General features: G+C 70.4%; 7 protein-coding genes. All 7 read right to left on the bottom strand.

Annotation, left to right across the window (positions count from 1 at the left end; genetic code table 11):
- Positions 1–4: 4 nt before the first annotated feature.
- On the bottom strand, positions 5–1,258 hold the full coding sequence (locus tag H7I57_RS12355; protein ID WP_264023790.1) for a phthiocerol/phthiodiolone dimycocerosyl transferase: 1,254 nt from the start codon (positions 1,256–1,258) through the stop codon (positions 5–7).
- Positions 1,259–1,298: 40 nt separating this feature from the next.
- Complete coding sequence (locus H7I57_RS12350) at positions 1,299–2,090, bottom strand: ABC transporter permease (RefSeq protein ID WP_372510207.1); 792 nt, start codon at positions 2,088–2,090, stop codon at positions 1,299–1,301.
- A 59-nt stretch (positions 2,091–2,149) separates the two neighbouring features.
- Positions 2,150–2,971, bottom strand: a complete 822-nt coding sequence (locus H7I57_RS12345) for an ABC transporter permease (protein WP_264023788.1) — start codon at positions 2,969–2,971, stop codon at positions 2,150–2,152.
- On the bottom strand, positions 2,968–3,975 hold the full coding sequence (locus H7I57_RS12340; RefSeq protein ID WP_264023787.1) for an efflux ABC transporter ATPase subunit, DrrA-related: 1,008 nt from the start codon (positions 3,973–3,975) through the stop codon (positions 2,968–2,970). Before H7I57_RS12340 ends, H7I57_RS12345 begins: the two co-directional genes overlap by 4 nt.
- A gap of 71 nt (positions 3,976–4,046) precedes the next feature.
- Entirely contained in the window at positions 4,047–8,513 is a 4,467-nt protein-coding gene (locus H7I57_RS12335; RefSeq protein ID WP_264023786.1) for a type I polyketide synthase, read from the bottom strand.
- Entirely contained in the window at positions 8,510–13,975 is a 5,466-nt protein-coding gene (locus tag H7I57_RS12330; protein ID WP_264023784.1) for a type I polyketide synthase, read from the bottom strand. Before H7I57_RS12330 ends, H7I57_RS12335 begins: the two co-directional genes overlap by 4 nt.
- Entirely contained in the window at positions 13,975–19,497 is a 5,523-nt protein-coding gene (locus tag H7I57_RS12325) for a type I polyketide synthase (protein ID WP_264023782.1), read from the bottom strand. The genes H7I57_RS12330 and H7I57_RS12325 overlap by 1 nt, the downstream gene beginning before the upstream one ends.
- Positions 19,498–19,501 lie beyond the last annotated feature (4 nt).

Genomic DNA, 19,501 nt, shown 5'->3' with positions numbered 1-19,501 from the left:
TCCGCTAGCCGACGGCGGCGGCATGCTTGTCGGCGATGCTGCGCAGCTGGGCTTTGATGGCGGCCACGGATTTCTCGGGTTCCGGACCATGCGAGTGGTACTCGATCATCAGCTGGCCGTTGAAGATCTTGCTGGTGTAGATCTCGATGCCTGCGCCCACCGCGAAGTAGAACTCGCCGTGGCTGGCGGTCAGTTTCATCTCCGGAGGGGTCCGCATCGGCGGCACGATGCCGTTGTCGGTGAACATCACGACATCCGGCAGCCCGGGCGGGTTGCCGACGTACTGCGGGCTGAAATGCAGAAAGCTCTGCTGGATCACTCCCTCGGCGATGTCCTTCTTGAACGTGTCGTTGATGTCTCGGGCAAGGGCGACGACGTCGCTGCCCTCACCGATCTCGGCGAGGTAGGTGGCGATGCCGACGGGATTGGTGGACTCGGTGGCCGACACCGGGGGTGAGAGCAGGTAGCGCAGGTCGACCGGGTAGACGTAGGGCACCGGGATGTTCGGTGTCCGGCGCAGCTGCCATTCGGCCATCAGCACGGCCGCCGACAACAGGCTGTTCAAGCCGAGCTTGTTGGCGCGGCAGAACCCGATGATGCTCTCGGTGTCCTGCTCGGAGAGTGTGCAGTACTCCATCGGGACGCGCTGTGGCAGTACCGGGTTGACGTCGGACGGCGCCCGCCGCGACGGGGGCAGGTCGTAGACGAACATCGCAGCCAGAAGACGCTCGAGCCCCGACCGCGGTTTCTTCTCCACCCCCCGGCTGGCCAGGATGACTTCGAGCGGTTCCGGAGCAGAATGGACCGTGACCGGCCGGGTCGTCCCCGTGGTGACCAGATCGGTGTAGGTGGAGAACAACTCCTCGATCAGGCTGAACTGGTGGTGGCCGTCGGCCAGGCTGTGATGGATGTAGAGCGTCGGTTGGGCCTTACCGTCCCGCAGGGTCAACCGGAAATGCACAAGCGACGCGGTCTGATCGAAGATCAGCGGCGGGGCCTCGGCGTCGCCGGTCAACTCCACCACCTCGATGCCGGGGTGCATCAGGTCGTCGAGCACGATCTCCCAGCGGCCGTCGGGTCCCTGCTCGAGGTGACCGTTGAGCACCGGATGCGCCTGCAGCAGCGCGTCGAACGCCTCGGACAGCGCGTCGGTGTCGACCGGGCCCTCCGCGTGCGCCGCGAGGCCGACGAAGTTGTGCGTCTCGGCGAACATCTCCTCGCTGCGCGCCAGCTTCCGGATTCCCGAGGAAGGAAACATGGGTGTCAGACTCCTTGCAAGAGATCGGTGGTGGCTGTGGTCAACCGCGTTTGCTGGCCCGGCGGTACCCGATGGCGAGCGGCACCGCGCACACCAGGGCGATGCCCGCCGACCACGCCACCGTCCACAGGACCGGTTCGGCGATCGGCCCCTCGAGGGCCAGGCCCCGCATCGCCTCGATGGTATAGCTGACGGGCTGATGCTCGACGATCGGTTGCAGCCAGCCCGGGTACTGGTCGAGCGGGACGAAACCGATCGAGAAGAACATCAGCATCGCGATCACGATCTCGGTGGCCTGCGGCACGATCGTGTTCGACGAGTACAACGCGAGGGTGAGCACGGCGGCGGACAGCGCGACGCCGAACAGCGCAGGCATGAACACCCAGGCGATCGCGGCGGGGAGGCCCTGCTCGAATCGGAACCCCAGGGCCAGACCCACGCACAGCACGACCAGCGTGATCACCACGATGCGCACCACGTCGGCCGTCAGCCTGGCCAGCAGACCCGCGCCGCGGTGCACGGGCACCACCCAGAACCGTGACAGCAGACCGACTTCGCGTTCCCGCATGATGTTGACCGCACCGATGATGGCACCGGTCATGCCGCCGACCAACGCCACCAGCGGCACCTGCCCGTACAGGCCGCTGTTCCCGGTGACCTTCTCGATGCCGTCACCGAGCACGATGTCGAGCGCCACCAGGAAGCCCGCGGGCATCACCAGCGACTGCACCAGCGTCGCGGGATCGCGGCTCCAGCGTCGCAGGATGCGGGCCGTCAGCACCCACGTCTGCGGGATCAGCCGCTTGGGCGAGTTCTCCCACACTTTGTCCATGCGGTGCCTGCCACCGGGACGGTGAGGCGCCCGGGCCGGTGACGGCTGAGCGGCGACCGTCATGAGCGACGTCTCCTGCTCACCATCGCGTGCAGCGCGACCGCCACCACGATGCAGCCCACCGCCCACGCCAGACCGGGGGCGAGCACCGACCAGGTCACCTCGGGCGCCGCGTCGGTGCTGTCGCCGGCGAACGCCTGCAACCCGTAAACCCATTGCGACAGCGGCTGGTTGCGCACGAATCCCTGGATCCACTCGGGAAAGTTCTCGACGGGCTGCAGGCCGACAGAGGCCAGTCCCAAGGTCAACTGGGGCACCAGCATCAGCGGTGCGGTCGCCTCCGGGTTCTCCGTGGCGATGCCGATCAGGTCGCCGATGAACGCCAGCGCCGCGCCGATGAGCAGCGCCAGGCCCACGAAACCGACCGCATACAGCGGTCCTTCGTGGAAGCGGAAACCGATGACATGGCCGCAGATCACCGACACCGCCAGCGCGACGCAGCAGCGGTACATGCTGGCGGTCATGCGGGAGGCCAACGGCGTCAGCGAGTTGATCGGCATGGCCCGGAACCGCCGGTTGATGCCCTGCACGGAGTCGGTCGCCGACCGGAACGCCGCCGAGACCGCCGCGAACCAGATCGCCTGCAGCACGATCAGCGGGGTCAGGTACTGCGCGTAGCTGCTCAGCGGCTGCACCGCACCCATCAACTGCTTCAGCGGGAGGTAGTAGCCGATCGTGAAGACGATTGACCCGATGATCTGGGTGGCCAGCTCACCGTTGCGCAGGGTCGGGGTGATCATGCGGACCGTCAGCACCCACCACTGCTGGACGGTGGAGACCGCGGGCCGCGCGGCGTGCGGGACGGCGGACTGGTCGATCACGCGTACGCGTCCGCTGCCTCGAACACATCGGTCCGGCGCTGATCGCCCCCGTGGCTGTCGCCACCGGTGAGCGCGAGGAACACCTCGTCCAGCGAAGGCCTGCGCAACGCGATGTCCATCAGCTCGATGTCGGCCTCGCTGAGCCGGTGCAGGGCCTCCATCAGCGTCTTCGGACCGTCGGGCGCGGGCATCGAGAGCCGGTCCGAGGACTCGCTCAGCGCCGCCCGGTTGCTGTCCGGCAGCATCGAGCCCAGGGCCTGGGCCATGGCCGGGATGTCGCGCAGGTGTCGCGGGACGATCTCGCAGTAGGTGCCGCCGGTACGCTCCTTGAGCTGATCGGCGGTGCCCTCGGCGATGACGGTGCCCTTGTCGATCACGATGATGCGATCGCTGAGCAGGTCCGCCTCCTCGAGGTACTGCGTCGTCAGCAGCGTGGCGATCCCGGCCTCCTTGAAGTCGGTGACCAGTTCCCAGATGGCCTGGCGGCTGCGCGGATCGAGTCCGGTGGTCGGCTCGTCGAGGAACACCACCTCGGGCCGGACGACCAGCCCGCATGCGATGTCGATGCGACGCTTCATGCCGCCGGAGTAGGTGCCGACCGCGCGATCGCCCGCGTCGACGAGGTCGAACTGCTCGAGCAGCTCCTGTGCCCGCTCCTTGGCCACCCTCTTCTTCAGGCCCTGCAGCCGGCCGAACATCAGCAGGTTCTCGCGTCCGGTCAGCAGCTCGTCGAGTGCGACGTGCTGGCCGGTCAACATCAGCGAACGCCGGACGCCTGCGGGATCGCTGACCACGTCGTGCCCGGCGATCAGCGCGCGGCCGCTGTCCGGCGTGATCAGCGTGGACAGGATGTTCACCGTTGTGGTCTTGCCGGCGCCGTTGGGTCCGAGCAGGCCGAGCACCTCGCCGCGTTCCACCTCGAAGCTGACGTCGCGCAGGGCCGCGACGTCACCGAAGGACTTCTTGATCCCGGCGACGATCACCGCCTTGTCAGAGCTGGCCATGCGCTCCTCCTACCCGGTAACGATCACGGCAAATCGACCCGTCGTGATGACGGCAAATCGACCCGTCGTGATCACGACAGATCGACCAGAGCCAGCTCGTCGCCCGCCGAAGCGACGTCCTCCTCGGCCAGCGCCTCCCGCACGAGATCCAGGAGCGCGGCCGAGTACTGCCGGGCAAAGGATTCCACATCGGTGGGACCGAGTCGCCGACTGTCGTACCACCAGTCCAGATGCAGCACGCCCGCGGTGCGGTAGGCGCGCAGTTCCAGGGCGTGCCCGAGGCCGGGCAGCGCGTCGCGGATCGGCATCGCGGTGTCGGAGTCGAACCGCACCACGGCGTCCTCCGGCTGGTCGACGGGCGCGTCGGGAATGGTCCCGACGTGCGTGAACAGGATATCCGCGGGCCGGGTGGCGCCCAGGGCACGTGCGGTGGGGGCGTACATGTACCGCAGCAGGCCGTAGCCGATCCCGTAGTGCGGCACGGCTTTCAGCGTGTCCCGCACGTCGTCGAGCAACTGCCTGGCGCCGGCCTGCCCGGCAGCCGCCGCGGTCAGCGCGACGGGGTGGACGGTGGTGAACCAGCCGGCGGTGCGCTGCAGGTCGACGTCGGGCTTGAGCACCGACCGGCCGCGTCCTCCCATGTCGACGGCCACGGTGCCCTCCCCGACGGCGGCCGCGACGGTACGTCCGAGCACCGCCAGCAGGATCTCCTCGACCGGCAGCCGCAGCCTGCGCCGGGCGTCGTCGACTTCACCGGTGTCGGCGGCCGACAGCGTCGACGACATCCGCACCAGGTCATCGGCGCCCGGCGGTTCCGAGGCAACCGGTCCGGCCACGCTCAGCGTGGCCTTCCTCGCGGTTTCGAGCCAGTAGTCACGGCTGTCGAGGACCGCGGGATGGCTGGCCAGGCCGGCGCAGCGCTGCGACCATTCGCGCCACGACGTGGCCACCGGAGCCAGCACGATCTCCTCCCCCGCCATCCGCTGGTTGAACGCGGTGAAGATGTCGGTGAGCAGCACGTCGCGGGAGGCCGGATCACTGATGTCGCCCGCGATACCGTGCACGCTCAGCGCGAGGTAGGACGGGCCACCGGCCGAGCCGCGCACGAACGTCGCCGACAGCGGCACCACGACCTGGTGTTCGCGGATCTGCTCGGCCAGGATCGCCTGCACGGTCTCGCGCTCCTGCGGGCTTCCCGCCTCGACGCCCTCGGGCAGCTGCCGGGTGACCAGCCCGGGGAACTCGCCCGGATCTGCGATGTGCTGGTCCCACGTGCCTGCCCGTTCCACGAGGTGCACGCGCAGCGCATCGTGGACGTCGGTGACGGCGGTGAGCACCGCACGGACGTCGTCCTCGCCGACGTCGGGGCGCAGGTGCAGGATCACCGGCGTCCGCCAGCGGCCCACGTCACGCAGGCCGTGCTCGAGGAAGTACGTCACGTTCGGTGGCAGCGGCGGGTTGGTCGCATCGTCGAGTGACTGGCGGGCCAGCCCACCCTCGGCGTAGCGGGCGGTCAGCACCTTGGCCAGCGCGGCCACCGTCTGGTTCTCGTAGAGATCCTGCGGGGTGAGATCGAGCCCTTCGTGGCCTGAGGTCATCGCGACGCTGATCGCGATCAGCGAGTCACCGCCCAGCTCGAAGAAATTGGCGTTGCGGTCGATGTCGGACAGACCGAGGCACTGCGTCCAGATGCGCAGCAACGCCGCCTCCACCTGCGACTTGCCACCGGCGGTGGCGGGAGCGGTGGCGGCACCGGTGCCCGCGGCGGGCACCCCGGCGGGCGCACCGGCCCCGGCCAGCCACGCCGCGCTGGCGTTGTGCTCGACCCAGTGGCGCTGCCTGGCGAACGGGTAGCCCGGCAACGACACCAGCGACGGCGCCGCGGTGGCGCCCCGCGTCCAGGCTGGATTCCAGTCGACGTCCACCCCTGCCGCCCACAACTGACCGAGCGCGAGCAGGAACGTGTCGTGGTCACTGCGGTTCTGGGCCTGGTGGCGCATCAACCGCACGGCGCGGTGGCGTTCGGACCACCGCGGGTGACGTCCCGCCGAGGATGTCAGCGTGCCGCCGGGGCCGACCTCGATCAGGACGCGGTTCGGGTCCGACAGCAGCAGGTCGAGTTCGTCGGCGAAGCGCACGGTGGCCCGGATCTGGCGGGACCAGGTCCCCGGGTTGGTCGCCTCGGCCGCCGTCATGGTGGTGCCGGTGATGTTGGACAGCAACGGAATCTGCGGTTCCCGCAACGTCATCCGGGACAGGAACGCGGTGAACTCGCCGACCACCGGGTCCATCAGCCGCGAGTGGAACGCGTGGGATGTGCGAACCCGCCGGGCCACGATGCCCTTCTCGGCCAGACCGGCCTGGAATGTGCGGATCGCCTCCTCGCTGCCCGCCACCACGCTGCTGCCGGGGTCGTTGATCGTCGCGAGATCGACGTCGGCGGTGAGGTGTTCGGCGACGGCCTCGGGGCTCAGCGCCACGGCCACCATGACGCCACGCGGTGCGGCGTGCATCAGCCGGGCGCGCATCGACACCACCTTGACGGCGGTGTCCAGGTCGAACACCCCGGCGAGGGTGGCCGCCGGGTATTCACCGATGCTGTGCCCGGCCATGATCGAGGGCTGCACGCCGTAGGACTGGATGAGTTTGGCCAGCGCGTACTCGACGGTGAACAGCGCGGGCTGGGCGCGGTCGGTGTGCTCGAGGTTGCGCCCGACGCCGTCGAAGATCTCGGCGCGCAGGTCGTAGCCCCTCGAGTCGCTGCCCATCTCTTCGTTGAAGGCCGCGACGCACTCGTCGAAGTGCCTGGCGAACACGGGTTCGCTGTCGTGCAGGCCGCGCGCCATGCCGATGTGCTGAGCACCCTGACCGGGGAACAGGAAGGCGACCCGCTCGCCGGAGGTGGCCGAGCTGTCCCAGTCCGGCTCCCCCGTTCCGATGAAGACGCTGTCGGTCTCGTCGGCGCCGAGCACCGCGGCGGCATCCTGCCGGTCGTGCACGACCGCGGCCAGCCGGATCGGGTCCTTGCGGCGCCGCGTGAGCGTGTAGGCCGCGTCGGCCAGGTTGACGTCTTCGGCTGCGAGTTCGTCTGCCAGGGCGGCGCGTGACTGGGCAAGCGCCTCTTGGGTTTTCGCCGAGAGCACCAACACCTGCGGCCCGGAGGGGGTTTCGGCCTGCCGCTGCGCGGTGGGCGCCTCCTCCAGGACGATGTGGGCGTTGGTGCCGCCCACGCCGAACGAGCTGACCCCGGCGCGCCGGACACCGTCGGACTCCCACGGCCCATCGGCGCTGCGCACCCGGAACGGTCCGCGGTCGATGTGCAGCTCCGGGTTCGGGCTGGTGTAGTGCAGGGTGGCCGGGATCGCCTTGTGCTCGAGGCACAGGATCGCCTTGATCAGCCCCGCGATGCCCGCGGCGGTCTCGAGGTGGCCGATGTTCGATTTGACCGACCCGATATAGCAAGGGCCGGTTCGGGTTTCCTCGGCGAGATCGAAGGCCTGCCGCAGGCCCTCGATCTCGATCGGGTCGCCGAGGGGGGTGCCGGTGCCGTGTGACTCGATGTAGCCGATCGTCGACGCGTCGACCTCGGCCACCGCGTGGGCCTCGGCGATGACCTCGGCCTGGCCCATCGCGTTGGGTGCGGCGTACGTCATCTTCGTCGCACCGTCGTTGTTCAGCGCCGACCCGCGGATGACGGCGTGGATGTGGTCGCCGTCGTCGAGCGCGTCCTGCAGCGCCTTCAGGACCACGACGCCGACACCGCTGCCGAAAATGGTGCCGTCGGAGCGGACGTCGAACGGCCTGCAGTGCCCGGTCGGCGAGACCATGGCACCCTGCTCGTACCAGTACCCGACACGATGCGGAACCCGCAGCGACGAGCCGCCTGCCAGCGCGATGTCGCACTCGCCGTTGAGGATTGACTGGCAGGCCAGGTGCACCGCGACCAGCGACGACGAGCACGCCGTGGCCACCGACAGCGCGGGACCGCGGAAGTCGAAGTGATGCGCCGCCCGGGTGGCCAGATGGTCCTTGTCGTTGGACAGCGACAGGTTCACCATGTCGAAGCTCGCACCCTGTCCGATGACCATCATCGGGTCGAAGTTCGACATCAGGTTGTGCAGCAGATATCCACTGGCCGACGTCGTCCCGAACACGCCGACGGTGGCCTCGAGGCCGACCGGGTCGTAGCCGGCGTCCTCGAGCGCGTGGAAGGTCGTCTGCAGGAACAGCCGGTGCTGCGGGTCGAGCATCCGGGCAGCGTGCGGGGTGAGCCCGAAGAAGTCCGCGTCGAACTCCTCGATTCCCGACATCAGCGCCGCACGCCGCACATAGGACCGGTTGGCCAGCGCCCGCTCGGTGACACCGGCGGCGAGCAGATCCTCCTCGGACAGGTCGACGATCGACTCGACGCCGTTGCGCAGGTTGCGCCAGAACGCCGACACCGAGTTCGCTCCCGGGAATCGTCCGGCCATGCCGATGACGGCGATGGCGTTTCCCGGAGCGTCTCCGGACAACGAATCCGCTGTACTGCTCGTCACGATCGTGGTCCCACCTTCCGCCGCGATGCGGCACGTTGACGGGCTGCGGCACGCTGCTGCGCCCGGTCCCGCAATGCGTTGGGGCGCTCGGAGGTGTCCTCCTCGGCCAGGCCGAGCTGCCGGATCAGATCCAGCGCCAGGTCGGCGAGCGAGGCGCCCTGCAGCAACAATGCCACCGGCGGCTCGACGCCGAAGTCGCCGCGGATGGTGTTGCGCATCCGCACCGCCATCAGCGAGTCCAGCCCCAGCTCGGTCAGCGGCTGCGCGACGTCGACCGCGCCGTCGTCCGAGTACCCCATGATCGCCGAGATCCGCCGCCGCAGCCTCGCCACGACGACGCGGTTGATCTCGGCCGCGTCCAGCTCCTTGAGCGCGTCGGGTCCGCCCCAGTCCTCGTCGACGTCGTCGGTCTCCAGCTCACCCACCAGGTCGGCGAAGAAGCCGATCTGATGGATCTCCGGGAACGCCGCCGCGGCCCGGTCCAGCCGCAGCCGGGCGATGCCGACCCGCGAGAAGCCCGCAGCCAGCACACCGCCGAGCGCGTCGACGCCCTCGGCCGGGGTGATCGGGTCGAGCACCGAGAACCGCAGCGAGCTGGCCAGGCCGACGTCGGCCCACTGACCCCAGTTGATCGCGGTCGCGGGCAGACCGGCCGCCCTGCGCCACGCGACCAGCGAGTCCAGCCAGGCGTTCGCGCAGGCGTACGCCGCCTGGCCCGGTGAGCCCAGCAGCGACACGATAGAGGAGAACCCGACCCACCAGTCGAGGTCGAGGCCGGCGGTCACCTCGTGCAGTCGCAGCGCGCCCGCGGCCTTCGGCACCCAGATCTTGTCCAGGCTCTCGCGGGTGAGGCCTACGAAGATCTCGTCTTCGAGCACCGCCGCCGAATGGATCAGGCCACGCAACGGCTTGCCCGTCTCCGCCGCGGCGGAGACGAGCCGCTCGGCGACACCCGGCCGGGCGACATCACCCAGCACGGCGACGATCTCGGCGCGCTCCGACAACTGATCGAGCTCGGCCTGCACCTCCTCCGAGGGCTCGCTGCGGCCGTTGACGACGACGCGGCCTGCGCCCCTGTCCACCAGCCAGCGGACCACCGCCATGCCGACACCGCCGAGCGCGCCGGTGACCACGTAGGAGCCGTCCTTGCGCACGACCACGTCGCCCGGCGTCGCAGGCAGCTTGGCGCGGGAGAGTCGCTCCACGAAGCGGGTGGACCCACGCCAGGCGATGACGTCGTCCGTCGGGGCGGCATTGCCGCCTTCGATCTCGGTCGCCAGCGTCGCGGCCGCGTCACCGTCGGCGCCGACATCGAGCAGGGTCGTCTTGAGGTCCGGATGCTCATAGGCCAGCACCCGCACCAGGCCCTTGAGGCTGCCGGTGCCCGGGTTGCCCGCCCCATCCGGATCTTCTCGGCTGTCGCCGACGACCAGGCCGCCCTTGCTGACCAGCCACAGCCGCGGCGCCTTGCCGTGCCAGCTACCGACGATCGCGCGCACGGCACCCGCGACACCCCAGATCACGTCGCGCGCATGTGCCAGACCGGCCGCCGCGTCGGTGCCGTCGAAGTCGGGATGGTCGACGAACACGACGACCCCCGCCGGCGGCAGGTCCGGATCGGCCGTCGCGGTGGCGAACGCCTCCCGCACGGCGTTCTCGTCGCCGAGATCGGCGGTGAGCACCCGGCGTTCCGGCGCACCGAACCCGGACGCGAAGTCCTGGGCCGTGGCCAGCGCCGCGGCGGTGTCGGCCAACGCCAGCCAGCTCCCGGTCGGAGCAGCGCCCGACGGGACCGGCGACTCCACCCACACGGAGTCGAAGATCTTCTGCGACAACGGCAGTGGCACCGTGCGGCGCTGGATGCGCTTGAGGTGGACGTCGTCGACCCTGGCCAGCACCGCGCCGGTGTCGTCGGTCAGGGTGACCCGGCCCACCGCGTCGCCGCTGTCCTCGACGACGCTGACGAGCTCGGCGCGGCACCGGGCTCGGCGCCCGATCTCGCCGAACACCCGGATCGAGCCGAACCCGACCGGCAGATAGGTGACATCGGTGGAATCCGAGAGCGTTTCATCGCTCATCGCGGCGGCCAGCCCCTGCAGCGCGGCGTCCAGCATCACCGGATGCAGCACGATGCCGCGGTGCGGCGTCGCCTCGTCGGGCAGCACGATCTCGGTGTCGGCCGCGCCGCTGCCGCGCACGATCCGGGTCAGCGCGGCGAACGCGTGCGCGTGATGGGCACCGGTGCGGCGCAACGCGGTGTAGAAGTCTGCCGGTGAAACCGGCGATCCGGCTGCTGCCGGTGAAACCGGGGTGCCGTCGCCGGATGATGCGGTGAGCCTGGCGGGGGCCGACTCGGCCGCGTCGGCGGCCCGGACCGTGCCCACGGCGTGGCGGGTCCAGCCGCCCGCATCCGAGCGGGAATGGATCTCGACGCGTTGCTCGCCCGTGCTGTCGTCGCGGACCACCTGGGTGGTCAGCCTGGTGTGCGGGTCCAGCGGCAGCATCTGCTCGACCTCCACCGCGACCTCGACGCCGGTGGCGGGCAGGCCGAGGGCCTCACATCCCGCGGCCAGCGCGATCTCGGCGAAACCGGCACCCGGCATGACGGGCAGGCCGTGCACGATGTGGTCGGCGAGCCACGGGTGCGCCTCCAGGCCCACGTCCGACTGCCAGACGTGACCGCTACCCGACGGCAGTTCGACGTGCAGGCCCAGCAGCGGGTGCGCACCGGAGAACTCGCGTCCGGCCGAGCGGTCCGCCATCCAGTAGGACGTGTGCTGCCAAGCGTTTCCGGGCGCGTCGGTCACCCGGGCGTGGATTTCCTCGGGGGCTGCGACAGCCGGCGGGCGGACCGCGGCCAGCTGTGCGTGGAATGCCAGCATCTCGGGATGGTCGCGGTTCACCGTCGCACCGACGTGGAACTTCCGGCTGGTGGTCTGCGCCGCCAGCGTGTCGGTGATGGCGTGCGTCAGCAGTGGATGCGGGCTGATCTCGATGAAGTTGCTGTTTTCGGCGCCGGCTTCGTGCACCGCCTGGCTGAATCGGACCGGGTTGCGCAGGTTGGTCGCCCAGTAGTCCGCGCTGAACAGCGGCGACGATCCGGCATACCCCACGGTGGAGATCAGCGGGATCTTCGGTGCCGCCGGAGCGAGGTAGGCAAGGGCTTCGCGCAGCTCGGGCAGGACCGGGTCGATCGTGGGATGGTGCGAGGCCACGTCCACCTCGATGCGGCGGGCCAGCTTGCCCTGCGCGTCGACCATCGCCACGAGCTCGTCGACCTGATCGGGAGGACCCGCGATCACCGACTGCTTCGGTGAGGCGTACACCGCGATCGTGATGTCGGGACGGTCGGCGATGAGCTTCTCGGCGGCTGTGGCGTCCAGCTCCAGCAGCGCCATCGCACCCTGACCCGACAGCCGCTTCATCAGCCGCGTCCTGGTGGCGATGACATCGAGGCCCTCGGCCGGGGTCAGCGCGCCGGCGACCACCGCGGCGGTCACCTCACCCATGGAGTGACCGATCACCGCGTCGGGTTCCACGCCGTAGGACCGCCACAGCGCCGTGAGCGCCAGCTGCATCCCGACGAGGACCGGCTGGATGCGGTCGATGCCCACGACCGGCTCACCGGCTTCGAGCACCTGGCGCAGCGAGAAGCCGACCTTGTCGACGAAGGTGGGTTCCAGCTCGTCGACGGCTGCGGCGAACGTGGGTTCGGAGACCAGCAGTTCGCGTCCCATCCCGGCCCACTGCGCACCCTGCCCGGAGTACAGGAACACCGTGCCGCTCCCCGCGCCGACGCCGTTCCTCGCGTCGTGCGCAGGCACCACGCCGGGGGCGAGCTGGCCGGCCGCCAGCGCGCGCAGTCCGGTGACCGCCTCGGCGTGGTCACGGGCGCACACGGTGGCGATGGTGTTGTAACGGCTGCGGTGGTGGTTGACGGTGTGGGCGACGTCGGCCAGGGCCGCCGTGGCGCCGTCGCCGTCGAGGTAGTCGGCCAGCGCCGTGGCGGCAGCCGCCAGGCGGGCCGGGGTCTTGCCCGACACCACGAGCGTCGTCACCGCCGGGGCGGAATCGACTGCGGTGGGGGCGTATTCGGGGCCCTGCTCGACGACGATGTGCGCGTTGGTGCCGCCCATGCCGAACGACGACACCGCCCCGCGACGCGGATGCTCGCTTTCGGGCCACTCGCCTGCCTTGGTGGGCACGAACAGCCGCGTCGCCGACGGATCGATCGTCGGATTCCACTTCTCGAAGTTGAGGTTCGGCGGGATCTTGCCGTGCTGCAGCGTCAGCACGGTCTTGATGAAACCTGCGATGCCGGCGGCGGCCTCGAGGTGGCCCATGTTCGTCTTCACCGCGCCCAGCGCGCACGGGACCTCGCCGCGGCCGTACACCGCGGCCAGCGCGTCGAACTCGATGGGATCGCCCAGACCCGTTCCGGTGCCGTGGGTTTCGATGAAGTTCACCGACCCCGCCGGAACGTCCGCCGAGCGCAGCGCCCGGGTGATCACGTCGCGCTGCGACGGGGCGTTCGGCGCGGTCAGGCCGTTGGACCGGCCGTCCTGGTTGACCGCCGAACCACGTACCACGCCGAGCACCCGGTCCCCGTCGCGGACCGCGTCGGTCAGTCGCTTGAGCACGACGACGCCCGCACCCTCGCCGCGCACGAAGCCGTCGGCGCGCGAGTCGAACGCGTAACACCGGCCGTGCGGCGACAGCATGCCCCACTTGGCAAGCGCCAGTTGGGTTTCCGGACGCAAATTCAGGCTCACGCCACCGGCGAGCGCGAGGTCGCTCTCCCGCATCCGCAGGCTCTGGCAGGCCAGGTGGATCGAGACCAGCGACGACGAGCAGGCGGTGTCGACAGCCACGGCGGGGCCCTTGAGGCCGAGCAGGTAGGAGATCCGGCCCACCGTCACGCTGTGCGCGTTCCCCGTCGCCGAGTAGGCGTCGATGGTGTCGGGGTCGCCGGCCGAGGAGTTCTGGTACTCGGTGTAGTACACGCCCATCATCACCGCGGTGCGGGTCTCGCCCAGATGATCGGGTGCCAGGCCGGCGTTCTCCAGTGCCTCCCAGGCCACTTCGAGCAACACCCGCTGCTGGGGGTCCATCGCAGCGGCCTCGCGCGGCGTGATCCCGAAGAAGTCGGCGTCGAACCCGGCGATGTCGTTGAGGTAGGCGCCCCACTTGGTGGGCATCCGGCCGGGAGCCATCGGGTCCGGGTCGTAGAACGCCTCGGCGTCCCAGCGGTCCGCGGGCACCTCGGTGACGGCGTTGGTGCCGTTCTCCAGCAGCTCCCAGAAGCTCTCGGGACCGGTCACTCCCCCGGGCAGGCGGCAGCCGATACCCACCACGGCGATCGGCTCCGCGCCGGCGACGCGGGACGCCTTCTCGAACTGCTCCGCCAGCTTGTCGCGCTGCTCGGCGGTCATGCCCGAGATCCTGTCGAAGGTCGTCTTCATCAGATAGCGCCCTCACTACCGGCCGTGGCCGAATCGACTTCGGATTCAATACTGTCGAACAGCTCGTCGAGCACACTGAACTCCTCGGAGCCGTCCTCTTCGGGTTCCTCCGGTTCACCGGCGCTCTGCTGTTGCGGTGCCAGCAGGTCGGCCACGAACTCCGACATCTGCGAGACCGACGGATGGTTCCACAACATCGTCGCGGACAGGTCGATGCGGACCAGCGCCTTGGCGTCGCGCAGCAGGTTCATCGCCATCATCGAGTCCAGCCCGAGCTCGGGGAACGGGGCGTCGAAATCGACGGCGCCTTCCGGCATTCCCAGTTCGCGGGCGAGGATCGCACGCAGCCGCTCCCGCAGCTCGTGCACCGTCTCCTTGCGCGTCATCGCCGACCAGTCGATGAACTCCGTTGTGGCCGAACCTGTTCCGTCGGCCGCCGGGGCGGATGCGGACTCCACCGGGGTGTAGGTGAGCCCGCGGATGTCCACCCAGGTGGTCCCGTCGGGACCGGTGACGAGCACATCCACGACGAGCCCGTCGGTGTTGTGTTCCCGCCGGTACACCTCGACCACACCGCGACCTGCCGTCGCGTCGGCCGCCACTGCGATGCTCCCGACCGCCGCGGGCAGCAGCAGCTGCTCGTCGGCGGCGTCGGCGAGCCGGGCGACGTGTACGGCGGCGTCGATCAGCGCCGCCGCGGGCGACTCCGTCGACTCGGGCAGCTCCACGTCGGCGCGCGCCCCCGCGGCGGTGGCGGTGCAGCCGGTGACCGTCCACGCGAACGGCTGGCCCTCGACTCCCCACGCCTGCTGCATGGCGGCGATGGACGCGCCGTCGAACGTGTCGGCGCCCGGGCTCTGGTCGCCCTGCGGGGTGCCGGTCGGCGCCGCGCTGAGCTCACCGCTTGCGTGTCTGGTCCAGCGCTGCTCCGGGGTGTCGGGCCCCGAGCTCGACCACACGGTCAGCGTGGTGCCGTCGACGACCACGTGGATGGCCTTCGGCTGGTCGGCCACGATCGGGTACTCGAACCGGACATCTCCGACGACGACGGTCGAACCGTCAAGAGGGCCCGTCCCGCCGATCTGCGCCGCCGCCGCCGAAAGTGTCTGCAGCAGAACGGAGACGGGCACCACCGCGACACCGCGGACTCGGTGCGCGACAGGGTAGGACCGCTCGTCGGGCAGCAGGCGGGCACGCCACAGGTGATCGTGGACACTGCCGTCGACCGGATCGCCGAGCACCGTGCCCCACGTGGGCGCGGGCAGCGAGTCGAGGTCGCCGCTGTCGGTTCCCGGTGCGGCGACCAGACCGTCGAGCACCTTCACCGCCGCGCGCATGCGGTATGCGTCTGCCAGCCGGGGCCAGTCGGCGCCCGCCACCACGCACTGCACACCGGCGTCGGGGCTGAGCACGGCGGGCAGCATCCGGATCGCGACGTCGTTGGGCATGGGTTCCAGCCCGGCCGCCGTCATCTGCGGTTGCGCGTCGGCCCACGACTTCCACAGGCCCCAGTCCACGACCGTCGCGGGCAGGCCGAGCGCCCGGCGCGCGTAGGCGAACGTGTCGGAGAAGGCGTTGGCCGCGGTGTAGTGGGCCACCGCCCTGGACCCGAGCAGCCCGGTGATCGACGAGAACAGCACGAATCGGCGCACCGGCTGGGCGGCCGGGCAGGTCAGCGACAGCTTGTGCAGCACCACCGCGGCGTCGATCTTCGACCGGAACATCGGCGCCAGATCGTCGTCGGTCATCTCCGTCAGCAGCGCCTCACCGCCGGCCAGGGAGGCGAGGTAGATGCCCTCCAGCGGAGGCAGGTCGGCGCCGAAACGGTCGAACACCGCCGCCATCGAGGCTTCGTCGGCGGCGTCGGCGGCGACCTCGACCAGCGTCGTCCCGCGTGCGGCGAGTTCGTCGGCGAGGTCGGCCAGCCCGGTGCCGCGCCGCGACGCCGCGACGACGGTCGAGGCGCCCATCTCGGCGAGCTGGCGGATCAGATACGGGCCGACGTTGCCGGTGGCGCCGATCACCAGGTGGCTGGTCCCGCTCTCCAACCGTGTCAGCGGGACCGCGGGCAGCGGGCGAGGCTCCAGCCGCGGCACCCTGCGCACCCCGCTGCGGTACACGGCCTGGTCGTCACGGTCGGTGCCGTCGGTGGTCGCGGCGAGCTCGGCCTCGGCCTGCAGGTACTGCGCGAGCAGCTCCGGCGGCACCATGTCGTCGACGTCGAGCAGACCACCCCAGAACTCGGGATGCTCGAGCGCCAGCGTGCGGCCCTGCCCCCACAGCACGGCGTGCGCGGGATTGGCCCGGTCACCCTCGGCGATCGGCTGGGCGTTGCGGGTGACAACGAACAACTTCGGCGCAGTCGCCGCTGCGGCCAACGCGACCACCAGGCGGCGCAACTCACCGAACACGCGATAACTCGCCGCGGAGTCGAGACGTCCCGACGGCGACGGCGGCGCGAAGACGATGTGGTCGACGCCGCCGAGTGCGGCGCGAAGCGATGCGGCGTCGTCGAGTGCGGACAGCGGCAGCGCGCGGGAATTCGGCCCGAGCAGCTGTGCGAGGTCGGTTCCGGAGTCGTCGGCGAGCACCAGCCACGAACCCTGTGGTGCGGCGAGGCCGAGTTCGCGCACCGGCCAGCTCAGCTGATGGAACCACTCGTGGTAGCCGCCGTCAGGCTTGCCGGTGGCGACCTCAACGCCGTTGTGCTGCAACGGTTCCGGCTTCTGAGCGGTGTGAATCCAGTGGCGGGTGTGGTGCCACGGCGTTGCCGGGATCTGCACCCGCGGTCCCGGCCGTTTCGGTGTCTTGGGCGGGCGCACCGTGTGCGTGGCGTTGAGGTTGGTGCGGAACGTCAGCGTGTCGTTGGCGTCGCGTTGCAGCGTGCCGATGCTGTGGTGATGGCGGCTGGCCAGATTCCCGTCTCCGACGGGGCTGGCCGGATTCCCGTCTCCGACAGGGCTGGCCAGCGTGTCCTTGAGCGCGTAGCCGAGCAGCGGATGCGGGCTGACCTCGACGAACACGGCGTTGTCGGCGCCCGCGGTGGCCACGGCCCTGGCGAATCGCACCGGGTTGCGCAGGTTGGCCACCCAGTGGTCGGCGTCGAACACGCACGTGCCGTCGGTGGGCCGCTGGTCGGTGGTGACGATGACGGGCACGCTCGGCTGTCTGGGCTGCAGCGTCGCCAGTTCGGCACGCAGGTCGTCGAGGATCGGATCGACGATCGGGTGGTGCGACGCGACGTCGACGTCGACCCGGCGGGCCAGCCGATCCTGCGCGTCCACCACCGCGATCGCGGCGTCGACCTGATCCGGCGGCCCGGCGATGACGGTCTGGTGCGCCGAGGCGTACACCGCGACGGTCAATCCGTCGTAGCCGGCGATCAGCTCCTCGGCCGCGCTCGCGTCGAGTTCGAGCAGCGCCATCGCGCCCTGGCCGGACAGCCGCTTCATCAGCCGCGAGCGTGTCGCGATCACCTTCAGTCCGTCGGCCGGGCTCAACGCGCCGCCGACCACCGCGGCGGTCACCTCGCCCATCGAGTGTCCGATCACCGCGTCGGGCTTGACCCCGTAGGAACGCCACAGCGCGGTCAGCGCGAGTTGCACGCCGACCAGGACCGGCTGGATGCGGTCGATGCCGACGACGGTCTCGCCCGAGGACAGCACGTCGCGCAGCGAGAACCCGACCTGTGCGACGAAATCCGGCTCCAGCTCATCGACGGCGGCGGCGAACGCCGGCTCGTCGGCCAGCAGCCGTCTGCCCATGCCGGCCCACTGCGAGCCCTGCCCGGAGTACAGGAACACCGTCCCCGACGTGCAGGCCCCGTCGTGCGCGGCCACGACGCCCGGCGCGGGATACCCGCCGGCCAGGGCACGCAGGCCGGCGATCGCCTGCGCGCGGTCGACCGCGGCGACGGTCGCGAACTTGGCGTGCTGGGCGCGGCGGTGGTTCAGGGTTTCCGCGAAGTCGGCGAGGCTGACGGCCTGCCCGGCGGGCGTCTCCAGCCAGTCGGCCAGGCTGCCGGCCTGCGACGCGATCCTGGCCGGGGTCTTGCCCGTCACGATCAGCGTGCTGACCGGCGGTTCCGGTTGGGCCGCAACGGCTTCCGCCTCAGGGGCCTGCTCGATCACGATGTGGGCGTTGGTGCCGCTGACACCGAACGACGACACCGCCGCACGGCGCGGCCTGCTCACCGCGGGCCAGTCGAGAGGTTCCGAGGCGATCTTGAAGCGGGATGCCCCCTCACCGGCCTGCGGGGTCAGTTTCGTGAAGTACAGCTGCTTGGGGATGAACCCGTGGTGCACGCTCAGCACGGTCTTGATGAATCCGGTGACGCCGGCGGCGGACTCGAGGTGGCCCAGGTTCGTCTTGACCGAGCCCAGCACCAGCGGCGCGGAGTCCTTGCGATCGCCGTACACGGCGGCCAGCGCGTCGAGTTCGATCGGGTCACCCAGCCCGGTGCCGGTGCCGTGCGCCTCGATGTAGTCGATGTCCGACGGTGCCAACCGCGACGTCTGCAACGCCTTGCGCATCAGCTCCTGCTGGGCCGGGCCGTTGGGCACGGTCTGGCCGCTGCTCGCGCCGTCCTGGTTGACCGCCGAGCCGCGCACGACGGCCAGCACCCGGTCTCCGTCGCGCAGCGCGTCGGTGAGGCGTTTGAGCACCACGACACCGCAGCCCTCGCTGCGGACGTAGCCGTCGGCGCCTGCGTCGAACGTCTTGCACTTTCCGTCCGGGGCGAGCATGCCCCAGCGTGAGCACGCGATGTTGTTCTCCGGGCTCAGGATCAGGTTGACGCCGGCGGCCAGCGCGTGGTCGCTCTCACCGCGGCGCAGGCTCTGGCAGGCCAGGTGGATGGACACCAGCGACGACGAGCACGCGGTGTCGCTGACCACGGCGGGACCGCGCACGCCCAGGAAGTAGGACAGCCGTCCGGCGGCGAAGTTCGACGCGTTGCCGAACGGGATGTAGGGGTCGATGTCCGCGGGGCGCAGCTTGCCGACCACCGAGTGGTAGTAGTCGTTGGCCGTCAGGCCGATGAACACACCGGTCGCCGAGCCGCGCAACGTCCTGGGATTGATGCAGGCGTCCTCGAGGGCCTCCCACGCGACCTCGAGCAGCAGCCGCTGCTGCGGGTCCATCCCGGCGGCCTCGCGCGGAGCGATCGAGAAGAACTCAGCGTCGAACTCGTCGGGCTGCCACGAGGTCAGAAAGCCGCCCTCGCGGTTGCAGATGGTGCCGGGCACGGTGTAGTCGGGCGAGTAGAACGCGTCGGCGTCCCACCGGTCGGCGGGCACCCGGACCACGCCGTTGCCGCCGTCGACCAGGAACTGCCAGAAGTCGCCCGCGTTGTCGACGCCACCGGGCAGCCGGGCGCCGATGCCCACCACCGCGATGGGTTCGGTCTCGGTCTTCTCCGCCTCCGCCAGCCGCGCGGTCAGATCGTCGATCTTGCGCAGTGCCTCGGTGATGATCGCCCGCCGGTCCGGCGTGGCGGGCGACGCTGGGGATGCAGCAGTCATCTCA

The organism is Mycolicibacterium pyrenivorans, assembly GCF_025821625.1.
Taxonomy (GTDB): domain Bacteria; phylum Actinomycetota; class Actinomycetes; order Mycobacteriales; family Mycobacteriaceae; genus Mycobacterium; species Mycobacterium pyrenivorans.
Note: the sequence above shows the minus strand (reverse complement) of the source record. Positions and strands in the feature narration are given on the sequence as shown.